This is a genomic window from Enterocloster sp. 210928-DFI.2.20 (genome assembly GCF_020554465.1).
In the GTDB taxonomy this organism is placed as follows: Bacteria; Bacillota; Clostridia; order Lachnospirales; family Lachnospiraceae; genus Enterocloster; species Enterocloster bolteae.
This window is the reverse complement of record NZ_JAJCHK010000004.1, coordinates 28,222-51,264: the sequence shown is the minus strand read 5'-3', so window position 1 is coordinate 51,264 and position 23,043 is coordinate 28,222. Positions and strand designations below refer to the sequence as shown.

24 protein-coding genes and 1 tRNA gene are annotated in these 23,043 nt (G+C 51.2%); 3 read left to right on the top strand and 22 right to left on the bottom strand.

The window, feature by feature from the left end; translation table 11 throughout:
- Positions 1-66 precede the first annotated feature (66 nt).
- The 21 genes from LI015_RS05895 to LI015_RS05795 form a co-directional block, all read right to left on the bottom strand.
- Entirely contained in the window at positions 67-2,190 is a 2,124-nt protein-coding gene (locus LI015_RS05895; protein WP_002566392.1) for a glycoside hydrolase family 13 protein, read from the bottom strand.
- 399 nt (positions 2,191-2,589) lie between these two features.
- Positions 2,590-4,404, bottom strand: coding sequence for an ATP-dependent zinc metalloprotease FtsH (gene ftsH, locus LI015_RS05890; protein WP_002566393.1), 1,815 nt, complete (start codon positions 4,402-4,404; stop codon positions 2,590-2,592).
- Between the two features lie 22 nt (positions 4,405-4,426).
- Positions 4,427-4,960, bottom strand: a complete 534-nt coding sequence (gene hpt, locus LI015_RS05885) for a hypoxanthine phosphoribosyltransferase (protein ID WP_227124304.1) — start codon at positions 4,958-4,960, stop codon at positions 4,427-4,429.
- Between the two features lie 20 nt (positions 4,961-4,980).
- Positions 4,981-6,510, bottom strand: a complete 1,530-nt coding sequence (tilS, locus tag LI015_RS05880; RefSeq protein ID WP_227124303.1) for a tRNA lysidine(34) synthetase TilS — start codon at positions 6,508-6,510, stop codon at positions 4,981-4,983.
- A gap of 90 nt (positions 6,511-6,600) precedes the next feature.
- On the bottom strand, positions 6,601-8,019 hold the full coding sequence (locus LI015_RS05875) for a SpoIIE family protein phosphatase (RefSeq protein WP_002566396.1): 1,419 nt from the start codon (positions 8,017-8,019) through the stop codon (positions 6,601-6,603).
- A 104-nt stretch (positions 8,020-8,123) separates the two neighbouring features.
- Entirely contained in the window at positions 8,124-8,441 is a 318-nt protein-coding gene (locus LI015_RS05870; protein ID WP_002571091.1) for a septum formation initiator family protein, read from the bottom strand.
- Between the two features lie 4 nt (positions 8,442-8,445).
- A complete protein-coding gene (gene yabQ / locus LI015_RS05865) occupies positions 8,446-8,826 on the bottom strand; it encodes a spore cortex biosynthesis protein YabQ (protein WP_002566398.1) in 381 nt (126 codons plus the stop codon).
- A gap of 8 nt (positions 8,827-8,834) precedes the next feature.
- A complete protein-coding gene (yabP, locus tag LI015_RS05860) occupies positions 8,835-9,122 on the bottom strand; it encodes a sporulation protein YabP (RefSeq protein WP_002566399.1) in 288 nt (95 codons plus the stop codon).
- 112 nt (positions 9,123-9,234) lie between these two features.
- A complete protein-coding gene (locus LI015_RS05855) occupies positions 9,235-9,474 on the bottom strand; it encodes an RNA-binding S4 domain-containing protein (RefSeq protein ID WP_002566400.1) in 240 nt (79 codons plus the stop codon).
- A gap of 3 nt (positions 9,475-9,477) precedes the next feature.
- Positions 9,478-9,753 carry an HU family DNA-binding protein gene (locus tag LI015_RS05850; RefSeq protein WP_002566401.1) on the bottom strand — a complete coding sequence of 92 codons (276 nt, stop codon included), beginning with the start codon at positions 9,751-9,753 and terminating at the stop codon, positions 9,478-9,480.
- A gap of 100 nt (positions 9,754-9,853) precedes the next feature.
- Entirely contained in the window at positions 9,854-10,234 is a 381-nt protein-coding gene (locus LI015_RS05845) for a MazG family protein (RefSeq protein ID WP_002566402.1), read from the bottom strand.
- A gap of 9 nt (positions 10,235-10,243) precedes the next feature.
- Positions 10,244-10,864 (bottom strand): V-type ATP synthase subunit D, encoded by a 621-nt coding sequence (locus LI015_RS05840; protein WP_002566403.1) that lies wholly within the window; start codon positions 10,862-10,864, stop codon positions 10,244-10,246.
- A 5-nt stretch (positions 10,865-10,869) separates the two neighbouring features.
- Positions 10,870-12,261, bottom strand: coding sequence for a V-type ATP synthase subunit B (locus tag LI015_RS05835; RefSeq protein WP_002571092.1), 1,392 nt, complete (start codon positions 12,259-12,261; stop codon positions 10,870-10,872).
- 15 nt (positions 12,262-12,276) lie between these two features.
- Entirely contained in the window at positions 12,277-14,043 is a 1,767-nt protein-coding gene (locus LI015_RS05830; RefSeq protein WP_002566405.1) for a V-type ATP synthase subunit A, read from the bottom strand.
- A complete protein-coding gene (locus tag LI015_RS05825) occupies positions 14,036-14,629 on the bottom strand; it encodes a V-type ATP synthase subunit E (RefSeq protein WP_002566406.1) in 594 nt (197 codons plus the stop codon). The genes LI015_RS05830 and LI015_RS05825 overlap by 8 nt, the downstream gene beginning before the upstream one ends.
- 26 nt (positions 14,630-14,655) lie before the next feature.
- Positions 14,656-14,964, bottom strand: coding sequence for a V-type ATP synthase subunit F (locus LI015_RS05820; protein WP_002566407.1), 309 nt, complete (start codon positions 14,962-14,964; stop codon positions 14,656-14,658).
- 4 nt (positions 14,965-14,968) lie between these two features.
- Positions 14,969-15,403 (bottom strand): ATP synthase subunit C, encoded by a 435-nt coding sequence (locus tag LI015_RS05815; RefSeq protein WP_002566408.1) that lies wholly within the window; start codon positions 15,401-15,403, stop codon positions 14,969-14,971.
- A 31-nt stretch (positions 15,404-15,434) separates the two neighbouring features.
- Positions 15,435-17,375, bottom strand: coding sequence for a V-type ATP synthase subunit I (locus LI015_RS05810; RefSeq protein ID WP_227124302.1), 1,941 nt, complete (start codon positions 17,373-17,375; stop codon positions 15,435-15,437).
- A gap of 17 nt (positions 17,376-17,392) precedes the next feature.
- Positions 17,393-18,412 carry a V0D/AC39 family V-type ATPase subunit gene (locus tag LI015_RS05805; protein WP_227124301.1) on the bottom strand — a complete coding sequence of 340 codons (1,020 nt, stop codon included), beginning with the start codon at positions 18,410-18,412 and terminating at the stop codon, positions 17,393-17,395.
- Between the two features lie 4 nt (positions 18,413-18,416).
- Positions 18,417-18,728: a H+-transporting two-sector ATPase subunit H.a gene (locus LI015_RS05800; RefSeq protein WP_002566411.1), complete on the bottom strand. Its 312-nt coding sequence runs from the start codon at positions 18,726-18,728 to the stop codon at positions 18,417-18,419.
- A 202-nt stretch (positions 18,729-18,930) separates the two neighbouring features.
- Positions 18,931-19,926 (bottom strand): SH3 domain-containing protein, encoded by a 996-nt coding sequence (locus LI015_RS05795; protein WP_119205504.1) that lies wholly within the window; start codon positions 19,924-19,926, stop codon positions 18,931-18,933.
- A gap of 185 nt (positions 19,927-20,111) precedes the next feature.
- On the opposite strand from LI015_RS05795, the gene trmB reads away from it, so the two are divergent.
- The 3 genes from trmB to LI015_RS05780 all read left to right on the top strand — a co-directional run bounded on the left by trmB (position 20,112) and on the right by LI015_RS05780 (position 21,262).
- Complete coding sequence (gene trmB / locus LI015_RS05790) at positions 20,112-20,774, top strand: tRNA (guanosine(46)-N7)-methyltransferase TrmB (RefSeq protein ID WP_002566413.1); 663 nt, start codon at positions 20,112-20,114, stop codon at positions 20,772-20,774.
- A gap of 36 nt (positions 20,775-20,810) precedes the next feature.
- The gene (locus tag LI015_RS05785) at positions 20,811-20,972 is read left to right on the top strand and encodes a hypothetical protein (RefSeq protein WP_002566414.1); all 162 of its coding nucleotides are present in this window, start codon (positions 20,811-20,813) and stop codon (positions 20,970-20,972) included.
- Between the two features lie 217 nt (positions 20,973-21,189).
- Positions 21,190-21,262 (top strand) — tRNA-Lys (locus LI015_RS05780).
- A 72-nt stretch (positions 21,263-21,334) separates the two neighbouring features.
- Here the strand turns inward: LI015_RS05780 and LI015_RS05775 are convergent.
- Positions 21,335-22,987, bottom strand: a complete 1,653-nt coding sequence (locus LI015_RS05775; protein ID WP_227124300.1) for a sigma 54-interacting transcriptional regulator — start codon at positions 22,985-22,987, stop codon at positions 21,335-21,337.
- Between the last annotated feature and the right edge of the window lie 56 nt (positions 22,988-23,043).

The following is a 23,043-nucleotide window of genomic DNA, read 5'->3' as shown; positions in this document are numbered from 1 at the left end:
TTCCTAATATCAGATTCAAAATCCCCCTGTCTTACAACATTTGTCAGTCTTACATCATCCTTCTGCCTACTTCTCCACAGCCGCCCCATCATCCGCGAACCGCGAATCCACCACCGGATAAAATTCATCCGGCTGAGAAACGAATACTGCCGCGCTGTAAGGCGGCATGTTCAGCTTCAGCATGCCATTCTTTATGCGGTAGAGCATGACCCCTGCATTGTACCCTGTCTCAGCGGTCAGGATGGGCCTGCCTAACACCATGTCGTCAGTAACGCCCAGCTGCCATACCGGAATGTCCATGGTCTGGCTGTCCGGGCTGTTGGATATGACCACCACGGCCTGATATTTGCCGTACATACGCCCGTAGGCAATCTTCTGGTATCCGGCCAGAAGGGGCTTTACCGCACCCTTTCTGATCGCCGGTATCTTGCGGTGGATTCCGGTCATATAGCGGTGGAACTCTATAAGCTCTAAATCCTCTTTCCCCCATGGATAGGTACGCCTGCTGTCCGGATCCGTCCATCCGCAGACTCCGGCCTCATCGCCGTAGTAAAGCGTGGGGGCTCCCGGCCAGGTCATCTGAATCACCACTGCCTCCCTGAACACACAGGGCTTTATATTCTGTCCTGCTTTTTCCGGACCAGCTGTCTGGATACGGCCTACCATCTGGTTGGTCCTGGTTAAGAAACGGGAATGGTCATGGTTGGACAGCTGGTTCATGGCCGTCATCACCGTGTTGGTCTGCATACGGCTCATATGGTATCCCATGGCGTTAAAAAAAGCCTCACCATCTCCCCATATGCCCCCGTTATAACTGTCGCTGTGTTTCTCCATGCCGGTCAGAAACCACGTGACCGGTTCCATGAACGCGTCGTAATTCATGATAGAATCCCACTGATCTCCCTCCAGCCAGGAAGCAGGATCCCCGTAGTGCTCCGCCAGAATCAGCGCTTCCGGATTAGCCTCTTTTACGGCCTGGCGGAACCTGCGCCAGAATTCGTGATTGTATTCTGCCGTGTGTCCCAAGTCGGCAGCCACATCCAGACGCCAGCCATCAATGGAATAGGGCGGGGATACCCACTTCCTGGCCACGTTCAGTATATACTCCACCAGTTTTTCAGAATTCTCGTAATTTAACTTGGGCAGGGTGTCATGTCCCCACCATCCGTCATAGGTCCTGTTGTAAGGCCAGGCCCCGTCGCTGTCGTCATGGAACTGGAAAAAGCTGTGATAGGGGCTGCTTTTGCTCTCATAGGCCCCTGCCTCATAGTCGCCGGAATGCTCATAGATTCCCTCTGCGTCCAGCCATTTGTTAAAGGAGCCGCAGTGATTGAACACTCCGTCCAGAATTACCCGCATCCCCCGCTTATGGACTTCCTCCACAAACCGGGCAAAAAATGCATCGCTGGCTTCCAGATTCTCCTTGCCTGCGCTGCGCTGCACGTACCGGTCAGCCTCCTTGTTATCCGTGGCGTCAGGCCTGACCAGACCTCCCCCGTCCTTCTCTATTCTGGTAAAGTGGGGATCAATGTGCTCGTAATCCTGACAGTCATATTTATGGTTGGAGGGGGATACAAATACCGGATTCAGATAGATGGCCTCCACTCCCAGCTTCTTGATGTAGTCCAGCTTATCCCAGATTCCCTGCAGGTCGCCTCCGTAAAAGTACCCCACATCCATGGCGGCCGGGTACCGGTCCCATTCCGTAACCTTCTGTACCGGACGGCCGATATAGACATACTCATATGATTCCACATCATTGCTCTCATCTCCATTGCAGAAACGGTCCACAAAAATCTGGTACATGACCGCACCCTTTGCCCATTCCGGCGTGTGGAATCCCGGGGTAATCTTGAAATCAAAGCATGGCTGGCCATCCTGTGTGGGTCCCAGCCGGTTATAAAGACAGACATCCTGTTCGGATACCACTTTAAAGTGATAAAGCACCTGATCGGTGCCTACTGTAATTTCATATTCATAGTAATCAAACAATTCATCGGACTTGGCCTTGGTCATCTCCACCTCGGCTTTATCCTCCACATAATATACATGATCCACATTGCCCTTAGCTGTCCGCATGCGAAGCAGCACATCGTCATCTGCGTCCGGTTCCATTGGCATGCGGTAATCCTCTGTCTCAGAGGAAAAAAGGGCATCCCTGTTGATACGTCCCTTCAAATTATCTTCCACGTTTTATATCCTTTTCCTAATTTGCTCATAATTACAATCCTGTTCCTTTATTGTATCTGAATTTTCTCAAATATACAAGAAAAATTATACCAGAAAAATCTTGATAACATTACACCTTTTCCATGGCTTTCTCACAAAGTGAAAAGCCTGGCGGGGTAGCCAGGCTTTTCAGGAGAAGGTATTTCGTTTCTTATGGGGTGTAGCAAAAACTATATAATGTATTGGGGGGGTTACGTCTATTATAATAGCATAGGAACGAAAAAAAGTGTGCACAAAGATGCAATATTTTCCAGTGTATTTATGAGCAATATAGACAAGGGAGGGGGCTTTATAGCCTCCCTCCCCTTTTTTATACTATTTTCCATCATTCTCAGCCCAAAACAGAACCGAAATACTATGCTACTGCACCGGTGTAAACAGCGCCTCAAACTCAGACTGGCTGATTTTCTCTTTCTCAATCAGCAAATCAGCGCAGGCATGGAGGACATAGTCATATTGCTTGATGATATCCTTTGCCTTCTGGTAGCACTCGTCAATGATCCGCTTGACCTCACTGTCAATGGTGTCAGCAACCTCATTGCCGTAGGACTTGGTATGGGCCAGGTCCCGTCCGATAAATACCTCATTCTCATCGCCGCCGTACTGAATCATTCCTACCTTCTCAGACATGCCGTACTGGGTCACCATAGCCCTGGCAATCTGGGTGGCCTGCTTGATATCCTGGGATGCGCCGGTGGTGATATCGTCAAATATCAGCTCTTCCGCAATCCGGCCGCCTAAATCCACCATGATATTCTGCTTCATGCGGCCCTTGGTATTGAACATCTCATCCTTTTCAGGCAGGGGCATGGTGTAACCGGCTGCCCCGATTCCCGTGGGGATGATGGACACAGTGTGCACCGGTCCCACGTCCGGAAGCACATGGAACAGGATGGCGTGGCCCGCCTCATGGTAAGCCGTTATCTTCTTATCCTTCTCGGATATTACCTTGCTTCTCTTCTCAGCACCGATTCCCACCTTCACGAAGGCCCGGTCGATATCGCTCTGCTTGATGAACCTGCGGTTTTCCCTGGCGGATATAATGGCTGCCTCATTCATCAGGTTTTCCAGGTCAGCTCCTGTGAAGCCTGACGTGGTCTGGGCCACCCTGTGCAGATCCACATCCTCGCTGAGAGGCTTTTCCTTGGAATGGACCTTAAGGATTTCCTCGCGCCCCTTCACATCGGGACGTCCCACTGCCACCTTTCTGTCAAAACGGCCCGGTCGAAGGATAGCCGGGTCCAGGATATCCACGCGGTTCGTGGCCGCCATGACGATAATGCCTTCATTGACGCCAAAGCCGTCCATCTCTACCAGCAGCTGGTTCAGTGTCTGCTCCCTCTCATCGTGGCCGCCGCCCATACCTGTACCTCTGCGGCGGGCAACCGCGTCAATCTCGTCGATAAACACGATACAGGGAGAGTTCTTCTTGGCCTCCTCGAACAGGTCACGGACGCGGGAAGCGCCCACACCCACAAACATCTCCACGAAATCAGAACCTGATATGGAGAAAAACGGTACTCCCGCCTCTCCTGCCACTGCCTTGGCAAGCAGGGTCTTACCGGTTCCCGGAGGGCCCACCAGCAGAAGGCCCTTTGGTATCCTGGCTCCCACGCTGGTATACTTCTGGGGATTCTTAAGGAAATCCACCACCTCTTCCAGTTCTTCCTTTTCTTCCACAAGACCGGCAACATTGGAAAAATTAACCTTGCTGTCCCGGCTCATCCTGGCCCTGCTCTTGCCAAAGTTCATCATCCTGGCATTGGCACCTCCGCCGCCCGCACTCCGGTTCATGACCATGATGATGATAACCACCACCACAATAGACAGCATGAAGGGAAGGATGATGGTCACCAGATAATTCTCCTGAGGCACATCCATGGTCGTATACGCCATGTCATGGGCTTCCAGAAGCTTCTGTGCGTCCTTAACATCCGAAACATAAAGCCGCTTCACCTGACCGTCCAAAAGGGTCAGTACCACTTCTCCCGTGGGAGTCTGCGGATTCTGGTGGATGCTCACGTCTGCCGCCTGGCCATCCTCCAGTATCTTGATAAAATCCTGATTTGTGACCTTATCCGCCTGCCTTGCGTAAGGGAATCTCACCGCGGTGGCGATTAAGATCAGCATCAGAAGTATGAATATAAATCCTCTAAATGTCTGCTGCTGTCTCACCGAATTGCCTCCTTAGACCTTCTTATTCTGCATCCAATTCTACTACTCCGATGTAAGGCAGGTTACGGTATTTCTGGTCATAATCCAGTCCATATCCCACTACAAATTCATCCGGTATCGTAAAACAGGTATAGTCCACCTTCACCTGCTTCTTCACCCTGCGCTCCGGCTTATCAAGAAGTGTGCACAGATGGATGCTCTTTGGACCTCTCTGCTTCAACACCTCAATCAGATATGCCAGCGTACGGCCGGAGTCTATAATGTCCTCCACAATCAGTACATCCTTGCCTTCCAGGGACTCATCCAGGTCCTTTACAATCCTGACCACGCCGCTGGACACAGTGCCGCCGCCGTAGCTGGACACGGACATAAAGTCCAGGGACACCGGAACCGTCATCCTCTTTGCCAGTTCGCAGGTAAAGAATACTCCGCCCTTTAATATGCATATCATGTGGACCTGCTTTCCTGCATAATCCTCGCTGATGTTTGCCGCTACTTCGTTAATCCTTTTATCGACTTCCTCTTCCGTCAATAAAACACGAATTCTGTCAGCCATTACCTTATCCTCCGTTTCACCTATTCTTTTCTCTCTCCAGTCTGGCCTGCCTCTGCCTGCAGCACCCGGACCGTATCCGGTCCTATCTTGTAATACTCGCTGATGCGGTATCCTATAATCCACATCACATGGCTGCCATCTGCCAGAAGGGGTATCTTATCCCTCATCTGTCTGGGTATCTTCTCATCAATCATAAAACGATTAAGCGCCTTGTGGTTATTGTCCGACAGGACGATAAAATCCCCCGGACGCCTGGTTCTCACCACGGGCGTACCCTTTATTTTATCACAGTCAAACCATTTCGTATACACATTTTTAGGAAATTCCATCCCTTTTTTCCGAGAAAAAACCTCCATATCCACAATAGGCAGGTCTCCCCATTCTTCCTCTGACGCCGGGTCTCCTCTGCCCATCCAGATTCCCTCGTACTCCCTTATGGCTGACAGCCCGTAGGGCAAATCCACCTGTTTTCCCACGGCCCGCCCGGCCAGCTCCATGACCTGGCTCACATGAACCAGCCCCAGGTCCCTGGAGGCTCCTCCCAGCTCCTTAAGGAGCGACATCACCACATAGGACCGCAGTATCTCCGGCTCCTGCAAAAACGCCTCGGCCGGAATGTATGCCCCTGGGTTTTTCCTCACATGGGCCTTAATCCAGGCAGCCGCCTGGCTTTCCAGGTACTCGTCTGCCTGCGCCGCCAGACGCCCCAGACGCAGTATATTGCCCGCGGCTCCCCTGTTTACATACTGCTCAATCTCCGGCAGCAGCTGATTGCGTATCCTGTTGCGCGTGTAGTGAAGGGTATCGTTGGTGGAATCCTGCACATAGGGCAGATCATGGTCCGCCAGCCACTTAAGGATACAGTCCCGGTCCACGTCCAGCAGCGGCCGGATAATCCTGCCTCTCCGGTAGACGATCCCCTTCATTCCAAAAAGACCGCTTCCCCGGAACAGATTGTGGAGAATCGTCTCCACCTGGTCCCCGCTGTGGTGGGCCACCGCGATTTTCACGGGACTGAGACTGCTGCCAGCCAAACCGCCATCTGCCGAATCTCCATCTGCCGTACCTCCATCCGCCGGACCTCCGTCCGCCAAATCTCCATCTGCCGGACCTCCGTCCGCCGAACCGCCATGTGCCCAATCTCCGTCCTGTCCGCTCCGGGCCCCGCTGGCCCGGTCCTCGCCTTCCCAGTCCAGGGCCTCCTTCTCCAATGCCTCATAGCGCAGAAAACGCCCGGCCTCCTCCTCAGACATGCCCTTTTCAGCCGCCAGGCCGCGCACATCTACCTTTAGGATATGACAGGGGACATGAAGCCCTTCACACAATGACCTGACAAAATCCGCATCCCGATCAGCTTCCTCCCCCCTGAGCCCGTGATGGACATGGAGCGCCCTGATACTGATTCCCCGCGGTTCCCTCCATGCGCATAACAACGCTAAGAGGCAGACGGAATCTGCCCCTCCTGAAACTGCTGCAATAACCCGGTCACCCGGCTCCAGCATATGATATTGTTCCATGGTCTCCCTGACCCTGTGCTCCAGTCCTTCCACCTGTCTCTCCTGTGTCCCATATTGTTTATCTCTGTCTATTTCTTATAATATACCCGCAAACGTCCCTCCTTGCAAGCCTGTCATTGTAAATTATGAGCGTCTTTTCCAGATTCCTGCTGTCAGGACCGTCATATCATCCCTTGGCGCCGGAATAAAGGATACCGCAAAATCCAGTACCTGGTCCGCCAGTTCCTGGGGCCCCATCTCCTCCACGCTCTCCAGATACTGCTGCATGGCCTGCTCCTTATCATCTCCCGGCAATGCATCCAGCACCCCATCGCTGACCATGACAATCCGGTCGCCCTCCCACAGCTTCCTGGACATGAGAACGGGTTCCACCCCGCTCAGTATTCCCATGGGCACTTCTCCGGCTTCCATGATTTCCACTCCCTCTTCTCCTATTATGAAGGTCGGCACTGCTCCCAGCTTCATAGCTTCCAGAACGCCGGTATGCAGGTCGATGCAGCTGAGATCCAGAGTAGCCGGGTGCTGTTCCGGACCAGCCAGCAAAAGCACTGTATTCACCAGCTTAAGGGCGGCTCTTGGGGAAAATCCGGTTTCCAGAAGCTGCTCCGTCAGTTCCACCACCTGCTTGCTCTCCCTGGCCGCTGTCTCCCCGCTTCCCATTCCGTCGGAAAGGCTCATAACCACCTGGTTTCCCGGACTTTCGCAGAAGGTATAATTATCCCCGGAATACTTTTCGCCCTTTTTTGGAATCCTGGATGCTCCATAGAGCATACGGTACCCTCCCTCCTCCAGAAAACGCACGGTTTCATACTGCTTGGTGATAATGCTGCGGCTGTCCTTGGCCGGACTCCACCTTGTCCCATCCATGACCTCTCCCATGATCAGCGCCGCATCCTTGGATGTAATGCAGCGGCCGTTGGTGGTCCTGGCCGTTAAAAAAGCTTCCTTCTGCCCGTTCTCGTACTCCAATAACAGCAGGTTGCCCAGGGCAACATGATAGCGTTTAAAATATTTTTTCAGTATGTATTCATACTCATCCGTAATATCCCTGGCACGGTCAATCTGGTGGGAAAATTCCTCCAGTATCACCGACAGTTCCCTGAACTGGGATATGACCGCGTCCCTGCTCTCCAGGAAACGGTTCTTCCAGGACAGATTCATGGTAGCCCTTCCCAGGCTCCGGTTCAGCTGGGCAAGATAATCCTCCTTTTTCCGGCACCCGCTCTGAAACATCTGAGGCATGTCCTCAAAATCAATATGGCCCTTCTGCTCAAATGCCCGCAGAAGATAATAGAGGTAATAGCTGTCCTCCTTCTCGCTGTCCGCATACAGATTACACCTGCTGCAGTTGTCGCACACCAGGGCAGCGCTGGCCTGCATGGCGGCCAGTCCATCGTCCTTTGTCAGTTGTCCGTTTTTCTCTATACCGTCGTCAAACGCTCTGGCCAGCTGGTTTAAGGACTCTGCCATATCCCCCAGTCTCCTGGCCGTATAATAATTTACATCTGTTCTTCCCTTTACTTCCCGCTCTCTGATAAACACAAAAATCCCTCCTAATCCGCGTAACTTTCAGTATACGCACCCAGGAGGGAAATATATGTCAATTCATGCATGAATTTTTAAAAATCGTTCGCCTGTTTTCGCCATCACTCAGTGGGCTTTAACAAAATCTCATCCGGATTCACTAACCCCAGCTTTTCTTTGGCCACTTCCTCCGCATACTGCTTGGTCTTGACGTAAATCTTGTATTCCTGAAGCTCAGCAGTCCGCTTTTCTTCCTCTTCCTTCTGCTGCTCCAGGTTCTGTTCACGGATGCTGTATTCCAGGTCCGATTTCTTAAGATCAGCGCCCTTTATATTGATTGCCACAGCCAAAAACATGACTACCAGGGTAATACCCATGATGGCCATGCGGTTCGTCCATTTATCGCGTTTTACACGCCTTGATTTACCGTAGGATTTCATCTGCTCAATCACCAGCTCCGTCTTTTTCCGGGCTGCAGACAGCTTTCTGTCTGTGCCTGCTAATAATCATTCTAAGGCATTTGCCGGCCTTTTTCAAGCACTTAAAGAAAATTCTGCTGATAAACCTGTCATACAGAATCATCCCCGCAAATACCCCTCCTATGACATAGGCCCTGAACACGCCGTCATTCTGCTCATAGAGAAGAATAAAGGTCACCAGCCCCGCATAAAGCCAATACAAAAAATCCTCCACCCCTGTCCAGAAGGGGCCGTGGCGGATAACCAGGCGGAACACCCTGAGGGTATCATAGGCCAGCATGAGCCAACCGCCTGTGACCAGGCTGAGCACCATCAGCCAGGCTTCATACTGAATCCTGCTGCTCATGATGCCCCCTACTTAAACAGCCGGGTGAACAGGGATTCCCCCGACTTCCTGAGGGCTTCATTGGAACTGTAGACCATGCTGTCTATGGTTCCCTCTATGTCCACCTCTCCCTTTTCCAGGGTCAGGCGGCTTACATGAAGCTCCTTCCCCTTGATGGTAAGCAGACCCATATCCGTGTCCAGGACAACTGCATTTTCATCAAAAGACACCACATCGCATATGCCGGTTATGTTTCCCTTGCCCCGGTTCTGCAGTATAAGCTTATGCTGACGATTGCTTCCAATCTTTTCTTCCATGCAAAAAACCTCCCCGTATATCTAACCTATGTTAAATATATGGGGAGGTTGGCCATTCTATGCCACTTATCTTAAATATTGCAGCAGTTAAAACATCCAATGCAAACTGCCGCTAAATATAACGGTAAAGTTCCTTAGCCTCATCCTTCTTCACAGTTTCCTGTACGTCCAGAACCTCCACCTTAACAGCCTTGGCTCCGAACTGGATCTCGATGATATCACCTGTTTTTACACTGACGGACGCCTTTGCCGGCTTATCATTTACCAGAACACGTCCGGCGTCGCATGCCTCATTGGCAACGGTCCTGCGCTTGATAAGGCGGGAAACTTTCAGAAACTTGTCCAATCTCATGGATTATTTATTAACCTCATCCTTTAATGCCTTGCCAGCTTTGAACTTTGGAGTCTTGGAAGCCTCGATGGTCATCGTCTTACCAGTCTTGGGATTTCTTCCCTCTCTTGCAGCTCTCTCAGATACTTCAAAGGTTCCGAAGCCTACTAACTGTACTTTTCCGCCTTTAACCAGCTCCTCAGATACAGCGTCTGTGAAAGCCTTAACTGCCTTCTCTGCGTCCTTCTTAGAAAGCTCTGCCTTCTCAGCAACTGCTGCAATTAATTCTGTCTTGTTCATCAATTTTTCCTCCTAGATATTGTCCGGGAAAGGCCCCGGAATCGTTACATTTTAAAGTCATAGTGTACTTAATCATTTATATCTGTTTTACTATGATTTGTCAAGGTTTTTTGGCTTTTTCCTGCATTTTTATCTGATTCCAGAGGGCGGTTCCTTCCTCCACGGAATTCACCTTTACACCGCCAAATACGTGGGGGTGCCTTCGTACCATTTTCCGGCATAATCCGTCAATTACATCGTCAATCGTAAACCTGCCTTCTTCCTTTGCAATCTGGCTGTTCAGGATGACCTGGAGCAGTACGTCCCCCAGCTCCTCACACAGGTTTTCCATATCCTTGTTGTCTATGGCCTGGAATACTTCCTCGGTCTCATCGGCCAGACATTTTTTCAGGCTCTCAAAGGTCTGCTCCCTGTCCCAGGGACAGCCCTCAGGCGACCGCAGCTTTGCTATTATTCCCACAAGGTCATCAAATGTATACATAAAAACCTCCTACACCTTCTCTTTATTGCGCTTGATTACCTTCAGGCGGGTAAATTCCTCCCTCTCCTTTTCCTCCAGCGCATTGGAGATGGACTTGCTCAGGTCCTCATAATGAGGTATGGTGATGTTTTTAAGGGCATTGGCCCGTTTCTGGGTTTTCTTAATGGAGTTGGCCAGCCGGTAGGCGGAATTCTCCACCATGGAAAGCTTGATGGTCAGTTCCTTTACCTTCTCAAAATGGTATCTGGCCTCATCCAGGGACTCGGTGGTGTTATAAAAACCATAGGTCAGGGCCAAAGGCTGCGATTCATGCTGGACCAGGGGAATTTCCGTACCCATGATGCTTCTGGCCTTGATTTTCACCCGGTCGTCTATGGGCACAGAGGCGCCTATCTCCTGGACATAGTTGATGCCCAGCTCAATATTGGCCTTCTGGAGCGCCGCATAAGCCTCCCGGAAGGTGCTGTCGATCTCTGACTGGATTCCCTTTGCCTCGTCAATCAGCTCCATTAGCTCCCGAATCAGTATATTCCGCTTCTTATCCATGAGTCCGTAGCCCATATAGGCCAGGCCCAGTGAATTCTTTGCCGCTATCAGGTTGCCTTTGGTGGGAAATGTATTTGGATCCATTTACATCACTCCTTCATGGTATCCGCAGGTTTATAATACTGGTCAAGCACCTTGGTGTCGATACGGTCCAGTTCCTCCCTGGGCAGCATTCCCAGAAGTTTCCAGCCTATATCCAGGGTATCCAGGATGGTGCGGTTCTCATGGGGGGCCTGGCCTATGAAATGCTCCTCAAAGGCCTTGCCGAACTCCAGGTATTTCTTGTCAATGGGTGAAAGTTCATCCTCGCCGATAACCGATGCCAGGGCTCTGGCATCCCCCACCTTTGCATAGCAGGAGAAAAGCTGGTTGGCCACGTCCTGATGATCCGCCCTGGTGTAACCCTCGCCGATGCCGTCCTTCATAAGCCTGGATAAGGAGGGAAGCACGTTGATGGGCGGATAGATATTCTGCCCGTTCAGCTGCCGGTCCAGAACAATCTGGCCCTCTGTAATGTATCCTGTCAGGTCAGGGATAGGATGGGTGATATCATCGTTGGGCATGGTGAGAATCGGTATCTGGGTCACGGAACCAGGCCGTCCCGCCACAATGCCGGCTCTCTCATAGAGGGAAGCCAGGTCGCTGTAGAGATAGCCCGGAAATCCCTTTCTGGACGGAATCTCGCCCTTGGAGGAGGAGACCTCACGCATGGCCTCGGCATAGGAGGTCATGTCCGTCAGTATAACCAGTATATGCATTCCCTTTTCAAAGGCCAGATACTCGGCCAGGGTAAGGGCGATTTTAGGGGTGATAAGCCTCTCCACCACAGGGTCGTTGGCCAGGTTGATAAACATGGCCACATGCTCGGATACGCCGCTCTCCTCAAAGGTACGGCGGAAGAAATCAGCCACATCATATTTAACGCCCATGGCGCCGAACACAATGGCAAATTCCTCGTCCGAATTCTCCCCCAGGGAGGCCTGCTGCACGATCTGGGCAGCCAGCTGGTCATGGGGAAGACCGTTTCCCGAAAAGATGGGAAGCTTCTGTCCGCGAATCAGGGTGGTCAGCCCGTCAATGGCTGAAATTCCCGTGCGGATATAGTTTCTCGGGTACTCACGGGTCACAGGATTTAAGGGTTTCCCGTTGATATCCAGCTTTATGTCGGATATGATGTCACCCAGCCCATCAATGGGCTGGCCGATGCCGTTAAAGGTACGCCCCAGCATCTCCTCGGAAACCTCTATCTCCATAGGATGGCCCGTAAGCCTGGTATGGGTATTGCGCAGGGCCATGCCGTCCGTGCCCTCAAACACCTGTATGATGGCCTTGTCCCCGTATATTTCAATGATGCGTCCTATCTTGTGGAGATTTCCGGCCACGGTCATTTCCACGATTTCATCATAAGCCGCATTCTGAACGCCCTCCAGGACCACCAGAGGGCCATTGATTTCACTTAAACCTAAATATTCAATTGCCATATGGACCTCCCTCCCTTACGCGTTCCGTTCCACGACCCTGTCGTAGAAACCGTCTATCATCTTCATATAGTCATCAAACATTTCCAGGCGGTCATTGGGCACATCGTATTTAATGGATATGATTTTGTCAAATATGTTCTCCTCCTTCAGCACAGACACAGGCATGCCCATGGACACAAGGGAACGTGATTTTTTATACAGGTAAAGAATGACTTCCATCATCTTAAACTGCTTAATCAAAGGCACAGACGTGTCGTCCTTATGGAATGCATTCTGCTGCAGGAACCCCAGACGGATCACCTTTGCGATTTCAAGCACCAGCTTCTGGTCATCCGGCAGTACGTCGGCTCCAATCAGCTTTACAATCTCCATCAGGCTGCTCTCCTGCACCAGAAGTGCCATTAGGCGGTTCCGGTCGTCCACAAACCGCTTATCCACATTGTCCATGTACCAGGAGGACAGGTCGTTTATATATTCCGAATAGCTGGTAAGCCAATGGATGGCCGGGAAGTGCCTGGCGTAAGCCAGGGATTTATCCAGTCCCCAGAAGCAGCGCACAAAACGCTTGGTATTCATGGTCACAGGCTCGGAGAAATCGCCTCCCTGAGGCGACACCGCGCCGATGATGGTCACGGAACCTTCTGTTCCATTGAGGTTCTGCATCATGCCGGCCCTCTCGTAGAACGCGGAAAGGCGGGATGCCAGGTAAGCCGGGAAACCTTCCTCGGCAGGCATTTCCTCCAGACGTCCTGACAGCTCCCTTAAGGCCTCTGCCCATCTGGAGGTGGAGTCAGCCATAATGGCCACATGGTATCCCATATCCCTGTAATACTCGGCCAGGGTAAGGCCGGAATACAGGCTGGCCTCACGGGCAGCCACCGGCATGTTGGATGTGTTGGCAATCAGGGTCGTCCTGTCCATCAGCGGATTTCCTGTTTTTGGGTCTATGAGCTCTGAGAACTCCTCCAGAACCTGGGTCATCTCGTTGCCGCGCTCACCGCAGCCAATATAGATGATGACATCCGCATCCGACCACTTTGCCACCTGGTGCTGGGTCATGGTTTTGCCAGTGCCGAAGCCTCCGGGAATGGCTGCCGTGCCGCCCTTTGCCAGGGGAAACATGGTGTCCAGAATACGCTGGCCTGTGATCAGGGGCTTCACTGCCGGGAACCGCCTGGCAGACGGCCTGGCCACGCGGATGGGCCATTTCTGGGTCATGGTCAGGGTCCTCTCAGTGCCGTCCATGAGCTGAAGGGTCAGAAGCGGCTCCTCTATGGTGTACCGGCCGTCCGGCACCACTGTAAGGACATAGCCTTCCGCGTCCGGCGGAGCCATGACCTTATGGGTGATAGCCCTTGTCTCCGGCACCTCAGCAATAATGGTGCCGGGCATGATTCTGTCCCCTTCCTTCACCACCATGTGGGTATCCCACTTTTTATCCGTGTCCAGACTGTTGACGGATATGCCTCTGCTGATATAATATCCGCTTCCCTTGGCAATCTCGCTTAAGGGACGCTCAATTCCGTCAAATATATTGCTCAGGATTCCCGGCGCCAGTGTAACGGATACAGGAGCGCCTGTACCAGTCACGGTTTCTCCCGGCTTAATTCCGCTGGTCTCCTCATAAACCTGAATGGTGGTCTTCTCTGAGTTCAGTCCGATGACCTCGCCCACTAGCTTCTCCTGGCCCACATGCACCATCTCATTCATCTGGAACCCTGAGTCGCCCAGCAGGGAAACGACAGGACCATTTATACCGTAAATCACACCTGTCTTAGCCACTTTGCCTACCTCCTGTCAAGTCAAATTTAAACTCATGGCGGGCCTCGTTTAACTTAGTCTGGAATGAGTTGTCTATAAGTATATGCTTGCCCGGAAGCACAGCCCTGGTGCCTCCGTTAAAGGAATATTCGCTGACCTTGATGGTGGCGTTATGGTGCATGGCAATGCGCTGCAGCTTATCCACATCCGATGGGTCCATATAGATAATCAGTTCCTCATCCCCTGCAAATTCCTTGGCGGCCTTTACCTGGCGGTCCAGAAGCCGCTGGTAATCCTGCGTCTCCATAAAGTTGGCCAGTTTGTCGCGCAGTTCCACGAACAGCTTATCCTTAAGCTCCTCCTGCTTGTGGCTGGCCTCCCTCTTTAAATCCAGCTGGCCGATGGACAGCCTTTTATTGATTTCACGCTCCAGCTTCTCTGTCTCTGCCTCCACCTGCATGTCGGCCCGCCTCCTGGCGTCAGCCGCATGCTCCTCAAAGGCAGCCTCCAGGGCGTTCATATAGTCATCTAACATCCTGGCGCTGCGCTCTCTGGCATCCGTCATGCAGATATCCTGGAAATGCTTTAGCTTTTCCTCTGTTGTCAAGCTGATTCACCCTCTTTCTATCATTACTACAGTTTCAGTCCGATTGCCTCGTTCACATAAGAGGTGATAAAGTCCGGCTTGCGGCCGGTTCCATGGCGGTCCGGAATCTCCACAATCAGCGGAAGCTTGCGCTCCAGCTTTACATTGTCGATGATCTCCGGAAATTCCCTGCCGAACTTTTCTGTCAGCAGGATGATCCCGATGGTTTTGTCGGCCAGGGCCTTATCCAGTTCTTCCTTCAGTTCTTCCCTCTTATGGACCACAGCCCCCTCGACTCCCGCCAGCCGCATTCCGGTCAGGGTGTCGATGTTGTCGCTGATAAGGTACATCTTCATGGGATTACAGCTTTCCTAAGATCATAAAGGATATGATCAGACCATAGAGACACACACCTTCGGCAAGACCTACGAAGATTAATGATTTACCAAGGATGGAGCTGTCCTCGCTGATAGCTCCCAGTGCTGCGCTGGCTGCTGCGGAAACAGCGATGCCGCCGCCCAGACAGGAAAGTCCTGTGGCCAGTGCTGCCGACAGATAGCCCATGCCTGCCGCGGATGAACCGGCTGCCTGGGCTCCTGTCTCGGCTGCCGCTGCATTGCCGGAGAACATGACCACTGCCGCGAATACCATGGTGCCGAAAAACAGGAATACATTGGCTGCCAGGGCTGTCCTATAGCGTCCCTTTGTCTTTTCCCCTGCTGCAAATGCTCCAAAAGGTACTGCAATGCTTAAAATAAGTGCTGCGCTCAGTGTAATTTTAACTAATAAACTCATATCTCATATCTCCTTTTTGTATTATATATGCTTACTGCTCTCCGGCAGCCTTTCCATACGGTTCAAATGCCCTGCCGCTGCCGCGGTAGAACCGGCTGAACAGCTCATAGTATTCCAGACGCAGTACCTGGATGCCCACAATCAGGCCCTCCATACCGCATACAAACAGGTTGCCGCCAACCACCACGGCCCAGTTGGTATTTCCTCCTGCCTCTGCCCCTGCTAACATCAGGACCACCTGCATCATGGCTGCGTGGCTCACTGCAAACGCACCCACACGGACAAAGGAAAGGGTGTTGGAAAAATAGCTTAACAGCACCTCAAAGAGTTCAAATATGCCCTGGGTGATAAACATTCCCAGGCCGGTTTCCATCCGTTCCGCCTTTTTCTCCAATATGGCTGCCAGCGGTTCCTTAAAGAATATCACCAGAAGCGGAATCAGGAACATGATTACCAGAATCACGGTGGCGGGAAGCGGATTTCCGGTCATATACAGTACAATCACGGATGCCAGGGCAAAATAGAATACCAGCCCGGCCACGCCGTTTGTGTCAAAATACGCCTTCTCCACATCATGGGTTCTCAGGCTGTTGATGATATTGAGAATCATGCATAAAAGGATGATTCCCATTCCAATGGCAACCGCCACCACAAATACCGTGTTCAGCCTGCCGATAAAGGGCAGATCTGTCATGGCCTCCTGGGGCCTGAGCCACACAGCATCTATGATATCCTCAAATCCAAAGACGCTTCCGAAGAGCAGTCCGAATATGGTGGAGAACACGCCGCAGCAGGAAATGATTCCTGCCAGACGTATCTTCTTAAACCGGTACAGCAGAAATCCTCCAATCAGCAGGCACAGTCCCTGCCCGGCGTCCCCGAACATGAAACCAAACAAAATGGAATACGTAATGCCAATCAGTATGGTGGGGTCCAGCTCATTATAGGATGGCAGCCCGTACATCTCCACATACATCTCAAAGGGCCTGAACAGCCCCGGATTCTTCATCTTGGTGGGAGGCGTGCTCATGATATTGTTGTGGTCGTCCTCAATGATGCAGAAGGTATCGCTGTCCCGTTCGATTTCCTTCTGGAACCTCTTTGCATCATTCTCCGTCATCCATCCGCACAGGATGTAAAAGTTATGGGTGTCATGCTTGGTGACGGCAGCCATTTTCCTCACATCAAAGTTGGTTGAAAATGTCCTGATGCGGCTTAAGGCAGCGGCAAACTCGTCCTTCCTGCTGCTCATGGCCTCCACGATATTCCTGTCCGCCTCATCTATCTCCTTTTGAAGGCTCCCTATCCTGTCGTCCAGTACATGTCCTGCCTCCACAGGAGTGCCCTCGTACTCATCCGGAAGGAAACACCGCTCAAAATGCATGGATGCATAGATGGCGTCAATCTTGTCCGCCAGGCTCTCCGGCACAAAGTAGACCACCCATACATAGTCTCCCTCCTCCTCGCATTTGAACATAACCGTGTCTATGGTCTCATACACATAGGATGAGAATTTCTCATAATATTCCCTGGAAATACGTCCGAAACGGAACTTCATGAAACGGAACTTAAGTATCTCCTTCACATTGTAGTTAAGCCCTGCAAAGGGTATAACCCTGTCCCTGGAAGCCTTTAACTCGTCCCGCTGGTGCACCAGGACGTTCTTTTGGTCTGTCAGTTCCTTAAGCTGGGTGTCAAGGCTGTTAATAACCTCAACGGCCTCCTCCAGCTTCATGTTCCGGCCCGTCTGGTCCGTTATCAGGTCATGATAGCTTTCCACCAGCCCCTGGGCCTTTTCCAGCACATCCTTATATGGATTCGTTTCAATATAAGGCCTCAGGTCTTTTACTGTCTTAAGCTCCGACAGGGCATTTTCCAGGTGGATCTCATATCTTGACAGATAAGTGTCCACCACCCGGTCAATATCCTCCTTAGGGCCGGTAATACTTAAGAACTTCATCTTCTCAATCACGTCTTAACCCCCTTTAGTCAACTTGCTCCCAGCCCATAACGTATCTTCTCAATAGTAGTGATGATACGCTGGATTTCCCTCTCCTTAAAGTAGAGATAGGAATTCAGTATGGCGATGGAGTATGGGTCTTTTCTGCTTGTCTTCAGGTAAATCCTGTCTATTATATCGTGGGCCAGATGGTCCAGTTCCTGATCTTGGTCCAGATGGACCAGGCCAGTCCTGCCGTACCAGCTCGCTCCTATGAGTCCGTATAGTATATCCAGATTCTCCGCCTCCACCATCCGGTTAATCTCTTTTCTGGTCAGATGGAGCTGTATGGGAATCAGCATGGCATATATCTCCCCTGGCTCCAGCTGGTAAAACTTTTTGGAACGGCAAATCCACTGGAGGTTCAGCATATCCATCCTGGTGCCGAAACACTGGGCGATTATCTTCTGCTCGTTCTTTGACAGGTACTTGTCCTTAATCTTCCACATGGACCTGAAATACAGCATATCCAGGGCTGTCTCACAGGCCGGAAGGGTTACCCTGCCGTTCTGCTGCATCTGGTACAACGGGCCGTAATACACGGACCCCTTCAGATTCCCTATGAACTCTTCCATGCTTTGGGACTGGGAAAGCGTGATCAGGTCAAGGGCGGAATGCCTCTCAAAGAAATCACGGAACATGGAAAGGTCCTGCCTCTGTTCCCTGTGGCCTGCCGCATTTCTCAGACAGGTCTTTAGAATGGTAATCTCATAATGCATGAAGTACAGGTCCAGGAAACGCCTCTGCTTTATATTGGCAAACTGGTAAAGCTTTGCAAAATCCCTGTACTGGGACAGATTCAGATGCTGCTCAATGTTTCCCCTGTGCAGATCCTTATCCTCCACCTGGCCAAATATCTCGCGGTAAGGCAGAAAGGCACGCAGGTACTGCACTGCATCCGGTACGGTTTCCAGGGCCGCCATCTCAAGGAACTGCTCATCTTTTATACGCCAGCGTTCCATTGCCTTCACCTTGGTGGCAATGCCGCTGTAAGCAATCAGGCTGCCCATAATCTCACCCCTTTATCATCTTCTGGAACAGAGCCTCTGCATATTCTTCATGGTGCCGGTTATAATTATCTTCCAGCTCCTTAAGCAGGGCCTCTGATTCTGCCTTCTGCTTTGCAAGGAGCCCGTTCATGTCCGCCTCCATCTTCTCCTGAATCTCTGCAATCCTGCGGGCCGTTTCCTGTTCCATACTCTTATCAAAGGCAGCCGTCTTTGCGTCCATTTCCTCGGCAAATGCCTTCTTGCGTGCATTCGCTTCTTCCACAATGGCTCCGGCCGCTGCTTCGATTTCCGATAAACGGTTAATCACAGTATCCATAGCTCTCCTCCTTATATATTTTCATATCATTTCATGATACTCCTTTTTTAGAAAAAAACCAGAGGTATTTTAGTTTTAAAATTAATTTTTCACAATTTCCCCACTGCAAAACGCCAAAAAGAGGAAGAACTTTTTAAATTCTTCCTCTTTTTGCATCCAAAATTACCAATTTTTCCTATACAATTTTCACAAATACATGAGCCTAATTGGCTGTCTGGGCCTCGCTGCCCTCAGTCTCCCCCCCGGTTGACGCCACGGGTTCTACCTTTTCAATATATTTGCTGGATACATACGCCTCCTGGCCATCGTAGTTAATGACTGCCCAGTCGTTGTCATACCGCTTCACGTACACCACCTCGGTGCCGCTGCCCAGCTGTACCAGAATCCGGCCGCTGGTAGATGGCTCGCTGCGGACATTTACACTGCTTCCCTTAATCCTGTAGGTCTCTGCAGGCGGCTCTGTCTCAGGCTCTGTCTCAGGTTCCGGCGGCAGCGTAGGTGCAGGCTCCACAGGCGCAGTGGTCACAGTCGGAACTGTGGTGGTCTTATCTGCATCCTTGCCCTTATCCGACGTGAAAACACGGATAACCACAATCAGAAGTATAACCAGCAGCACCGGAATCAGCAGTCTCAGTATGTATGCTGCCGGTGATACCCGTCTGCGCTTCTTCCTGGGTCCGCCCTGGCGGGACGGGCCACTGCGGGTATTCCTGGCAGGTACCCTCTGGCTGTTCCTGCCGGAAGCACTCCTGCCTCCGCCGGTTCCCTGCCTGGGCGCCGGGCGCCCTGATGTATTCCTTGCAGCCGAGGACGTTCTGGCCGGACGGCCGCCCGAACCTCCTGCAAATTCATTGGCAAACACATACACTTCCTGGGTCAGCAGCTGGAATGCCTGGTTGGCGTCATACGCCGTGTCATCCCCCTCATGAACAGCCTTGTTCCCCAGTATACGGATGGTATGGTAATTGTCCTTGGTGGCCTTGTTAATCCACTGGCCTTCGTACAGCTGGTCTATGGTATCGGACAGATCCCCTTCCACCACACACGCTCTCTCAGCCATGCATCTTACCATATATTCCAGAACCTGTCTGGCTCTGACCATCACAAGATTATATTCCTTGCGCGCAATTAATCGCTCTGCTTCCTTAACGCCCTGCTGAATCTGCTGCCAGCTGGTCGTCCGCTCCACATTCGACATAAGCCTTCCTCCTTAGTATCGCAGATATCCGCCTATTATGTATAGTATACTAGATTTTTGCTAATTTTGCACTATTAATTATAAAAAATCAGAAAAATAAGAAAAAAGTAAATTTTGTTGCAAATGCATCTTTTGAATGTTAAAATAAGGCCTGCAGCAACTATATTCACGAAAGGATGAAACACATGCGATTACGCCACATCCAGGGTGCCGAGGAAACCATTGCCTCCAGCCCATTTGTCATTCAGGAGCCGGAACAGCACCGCGGCACATGGAACCAGGTATTCGGCGGCAGCCATCCCCTTGAAATCGAGGTGGGAATGGGTAAGGGCCGTTTTATTATGGAAAAAGCATCCGCCAACCCGGATATCAACTATATTGGAATTGAGCGCTATTCCAGCGTCCTTCTGCGGGGACTTCAGAAACGCAGCGAAATGGACCTTGAAAATATTTATTTTATGTGCATCGACGCAAAGGACATGGCGGAGATCTTTGCCCCCGGCGAGGTGGACCGGATATACCTGAACTTCTCAGATCCATGGCCAAAGGACCGCCATGCCAAGCGAAGGCTCACATCCCCTGTCTTTATGTCTGTATACGACAAAATTCTGGCGCCCCAGGGTGTTGTTGAATTCAAGACAGATAACCGCGGGCTGTTTGAATATTCCCTGGAATCCATTCCAGATGCCGGCTGGGAGATTACAGAGTATACCTTTGATCTTCACAACAGCCCCATGGCAGAAGGAAATGTGATGACAGAGTATGAGATGAAATTCGCCTCCGAGGGCAAGCCCATCTGCAAGCTCATTGCACGGCGGACAGGAACCTTCGGCCAGGACCCGGCATAGAATACAGGTAAAGGATACCATCAGGAGGCGGACAGCATGGCACTCCCTCCGGGAATCACCAAAAAACTGCTCCAGGCCACCAGCGATAAGACAGACTTAAACAAACAGGCTCTCCGGTTCAACCGTTCCTTTAAGGAAGTCGGCAAACTCCTGGGCTCCGGTTCAGCCAAGGCCAAAAAGGACAAGGATAAAAAATAACCTCCCAAAAGAGGACACATCCGCAGCTGTCTGTTTCTCACAGGAACAGGCAGCCGCGGACGCAGGGATTCCAAAAGGAGCCACAACTAAAAACCATGAAACTCCCGGCAAAAAAATTTCCAAAGATTTTTTCTCGAAAAGTGTTGACATTTTGCTTTTTAGGCGATATAATGGCGAACGTGCTGTTGAGACAGCCGCACAACAAAATGAAAAAAATGCGCCTTTAGCTCAGTTGGTAGAGCAGTAGACTCTTAATCTATTTGTCCAGGGTTCGAGTCCCTGAAGGCGCACTAAAAGGTCTGATTTTGCAGATATTGGAAGCTGCGGGGTCGGACTTTTTTGTTGTCCTCCCCCGCTCTGTCCTATGCTTCATCCAGGCGGTATTCCTGTATCTTACGGTATAACGTAGCCTTGCTGATACCCAGGGCATCTGCCGCGGCCTGCTTGCCGTAGGGACCTGTAAAACGCTGCAGCGCTTTCTGTATCAGCTGCCGTTCCTGCTCCTTCAGGTTAAAGGGCCCGTCGTTCTGTTTAAAATCAGGAAGCCGAAGCACGTCCTCTTCCGTGATGATTCCGCTGGTGTTTATGGATATAAGGTAGCTTAAGACCTGTTCCATCTGTTTGAAATTGCCAGGCCACGAATGGTTCTTAAGCATGGTAAGGGCCCTGGAGCTGCAGGCAACCTTCTTTTTCTCAAAATCCTGATAGTAAATCAGATACTTCTGAATATAGTAGTCTATATCCATATCCCTCTCCCTGATTGGCGGAATACACAGGATAGCGGGATAAAACAGGTTAAAGAGACGCTTGGAAAACGCGTTGTGGTCAGCCATCTTAGACAGGTCCTCCAGGGTGGTGGCAATGAGGCGGATGTTGTGGTTTTCCAGCAGGGTAATGTTATCCGCCAGCTTTAGCTGAAGCCAGTAAGGAAGCCTGGGAATCTCCTTTAAGCACACGGTAATATCCCTGCTGCAGAATATGCCGGTCTCCTCATCAAATACCTGGTTGGCAAAATTCAGGTCCGAAAATGCATTGCAGTCAAAAATCACCAGCTCCTGCTGGGCATAGCGCCCGCTGTTATGTATGGCCTTTACCCACATCTCCTTGCCCAGTCCCCTCTCCCCCTGTATGACCATGTAACGGCTTATTTCCGAAATTTTCATCACGTTCTTTTTCATCTTCGTCAGAACCTCGCTGGTTCCCTCAAAGTAGTCCAGAGACAGATTCCTGCTGGCATCCTGGAAATAGCTCTGCTCCGTCACAAGATTCTGCTCCAGCACAACATACTCCAGCCGTTTTCCCATAAGGAACTCAGAATCAAAAATCTGGTGCTTTGCGTGAAGGCGGATACTCCTGTTCTCCGCCCTCATATCCAGCCAGTTGCTGTTCCTTCTCTTAATGACCTTCACCGTTTCCCGGAACAGCTCCTCTCCTATCCCCATTCTCTGCATCTGGATCCGGGCATTCTTGTTGACCTTTGACACCCGCCGGTTCTCTATCAGGACAGCCCCGTCCTCCATGGAATCCACCAGGTCGGAAAGGGCGTGCTCCGTCACATGCAGGGCATCTTCAAGAAGGTATGACTCCGCAATCCTGGTAATGACCTGTCCCACATGAACCGCCAGGTTTTTATAATATTCTGTATGTTCCAGCATATCCTTGTGTATCTTCTCATCATAGCACAGCACGGACAGAGTTCCCAGAAAGGCCTGCCTGATATACAAGGGCACCACCACCTCTGCCTTTCCCGTACAGATGCGGTTGGTGCTGCATTTGCGGCAGATGCTGCTGTTCCTGTTTCTCACAAATACAGGCTTCCTGTCCGTCTTGGCCTGTTCAATGGCGCTGTAGGGCTGGTTTTCATTGGCATAGATAATGGACCTGAAAATGCCTGTGCCCGCAACTCTCATGGTATTCTCATCGTTCACATCGTACTCCAGGCAGGTAAATCCCGCATAAAATTCAATCTCCTTCTGCACAATGGCTGCGCAAGCGCTTAATACGGATCGTTTCATTTCTTTCCCCCATTTATCTCATAATGAGATTATAGTCTCAATATGAGACAGATACA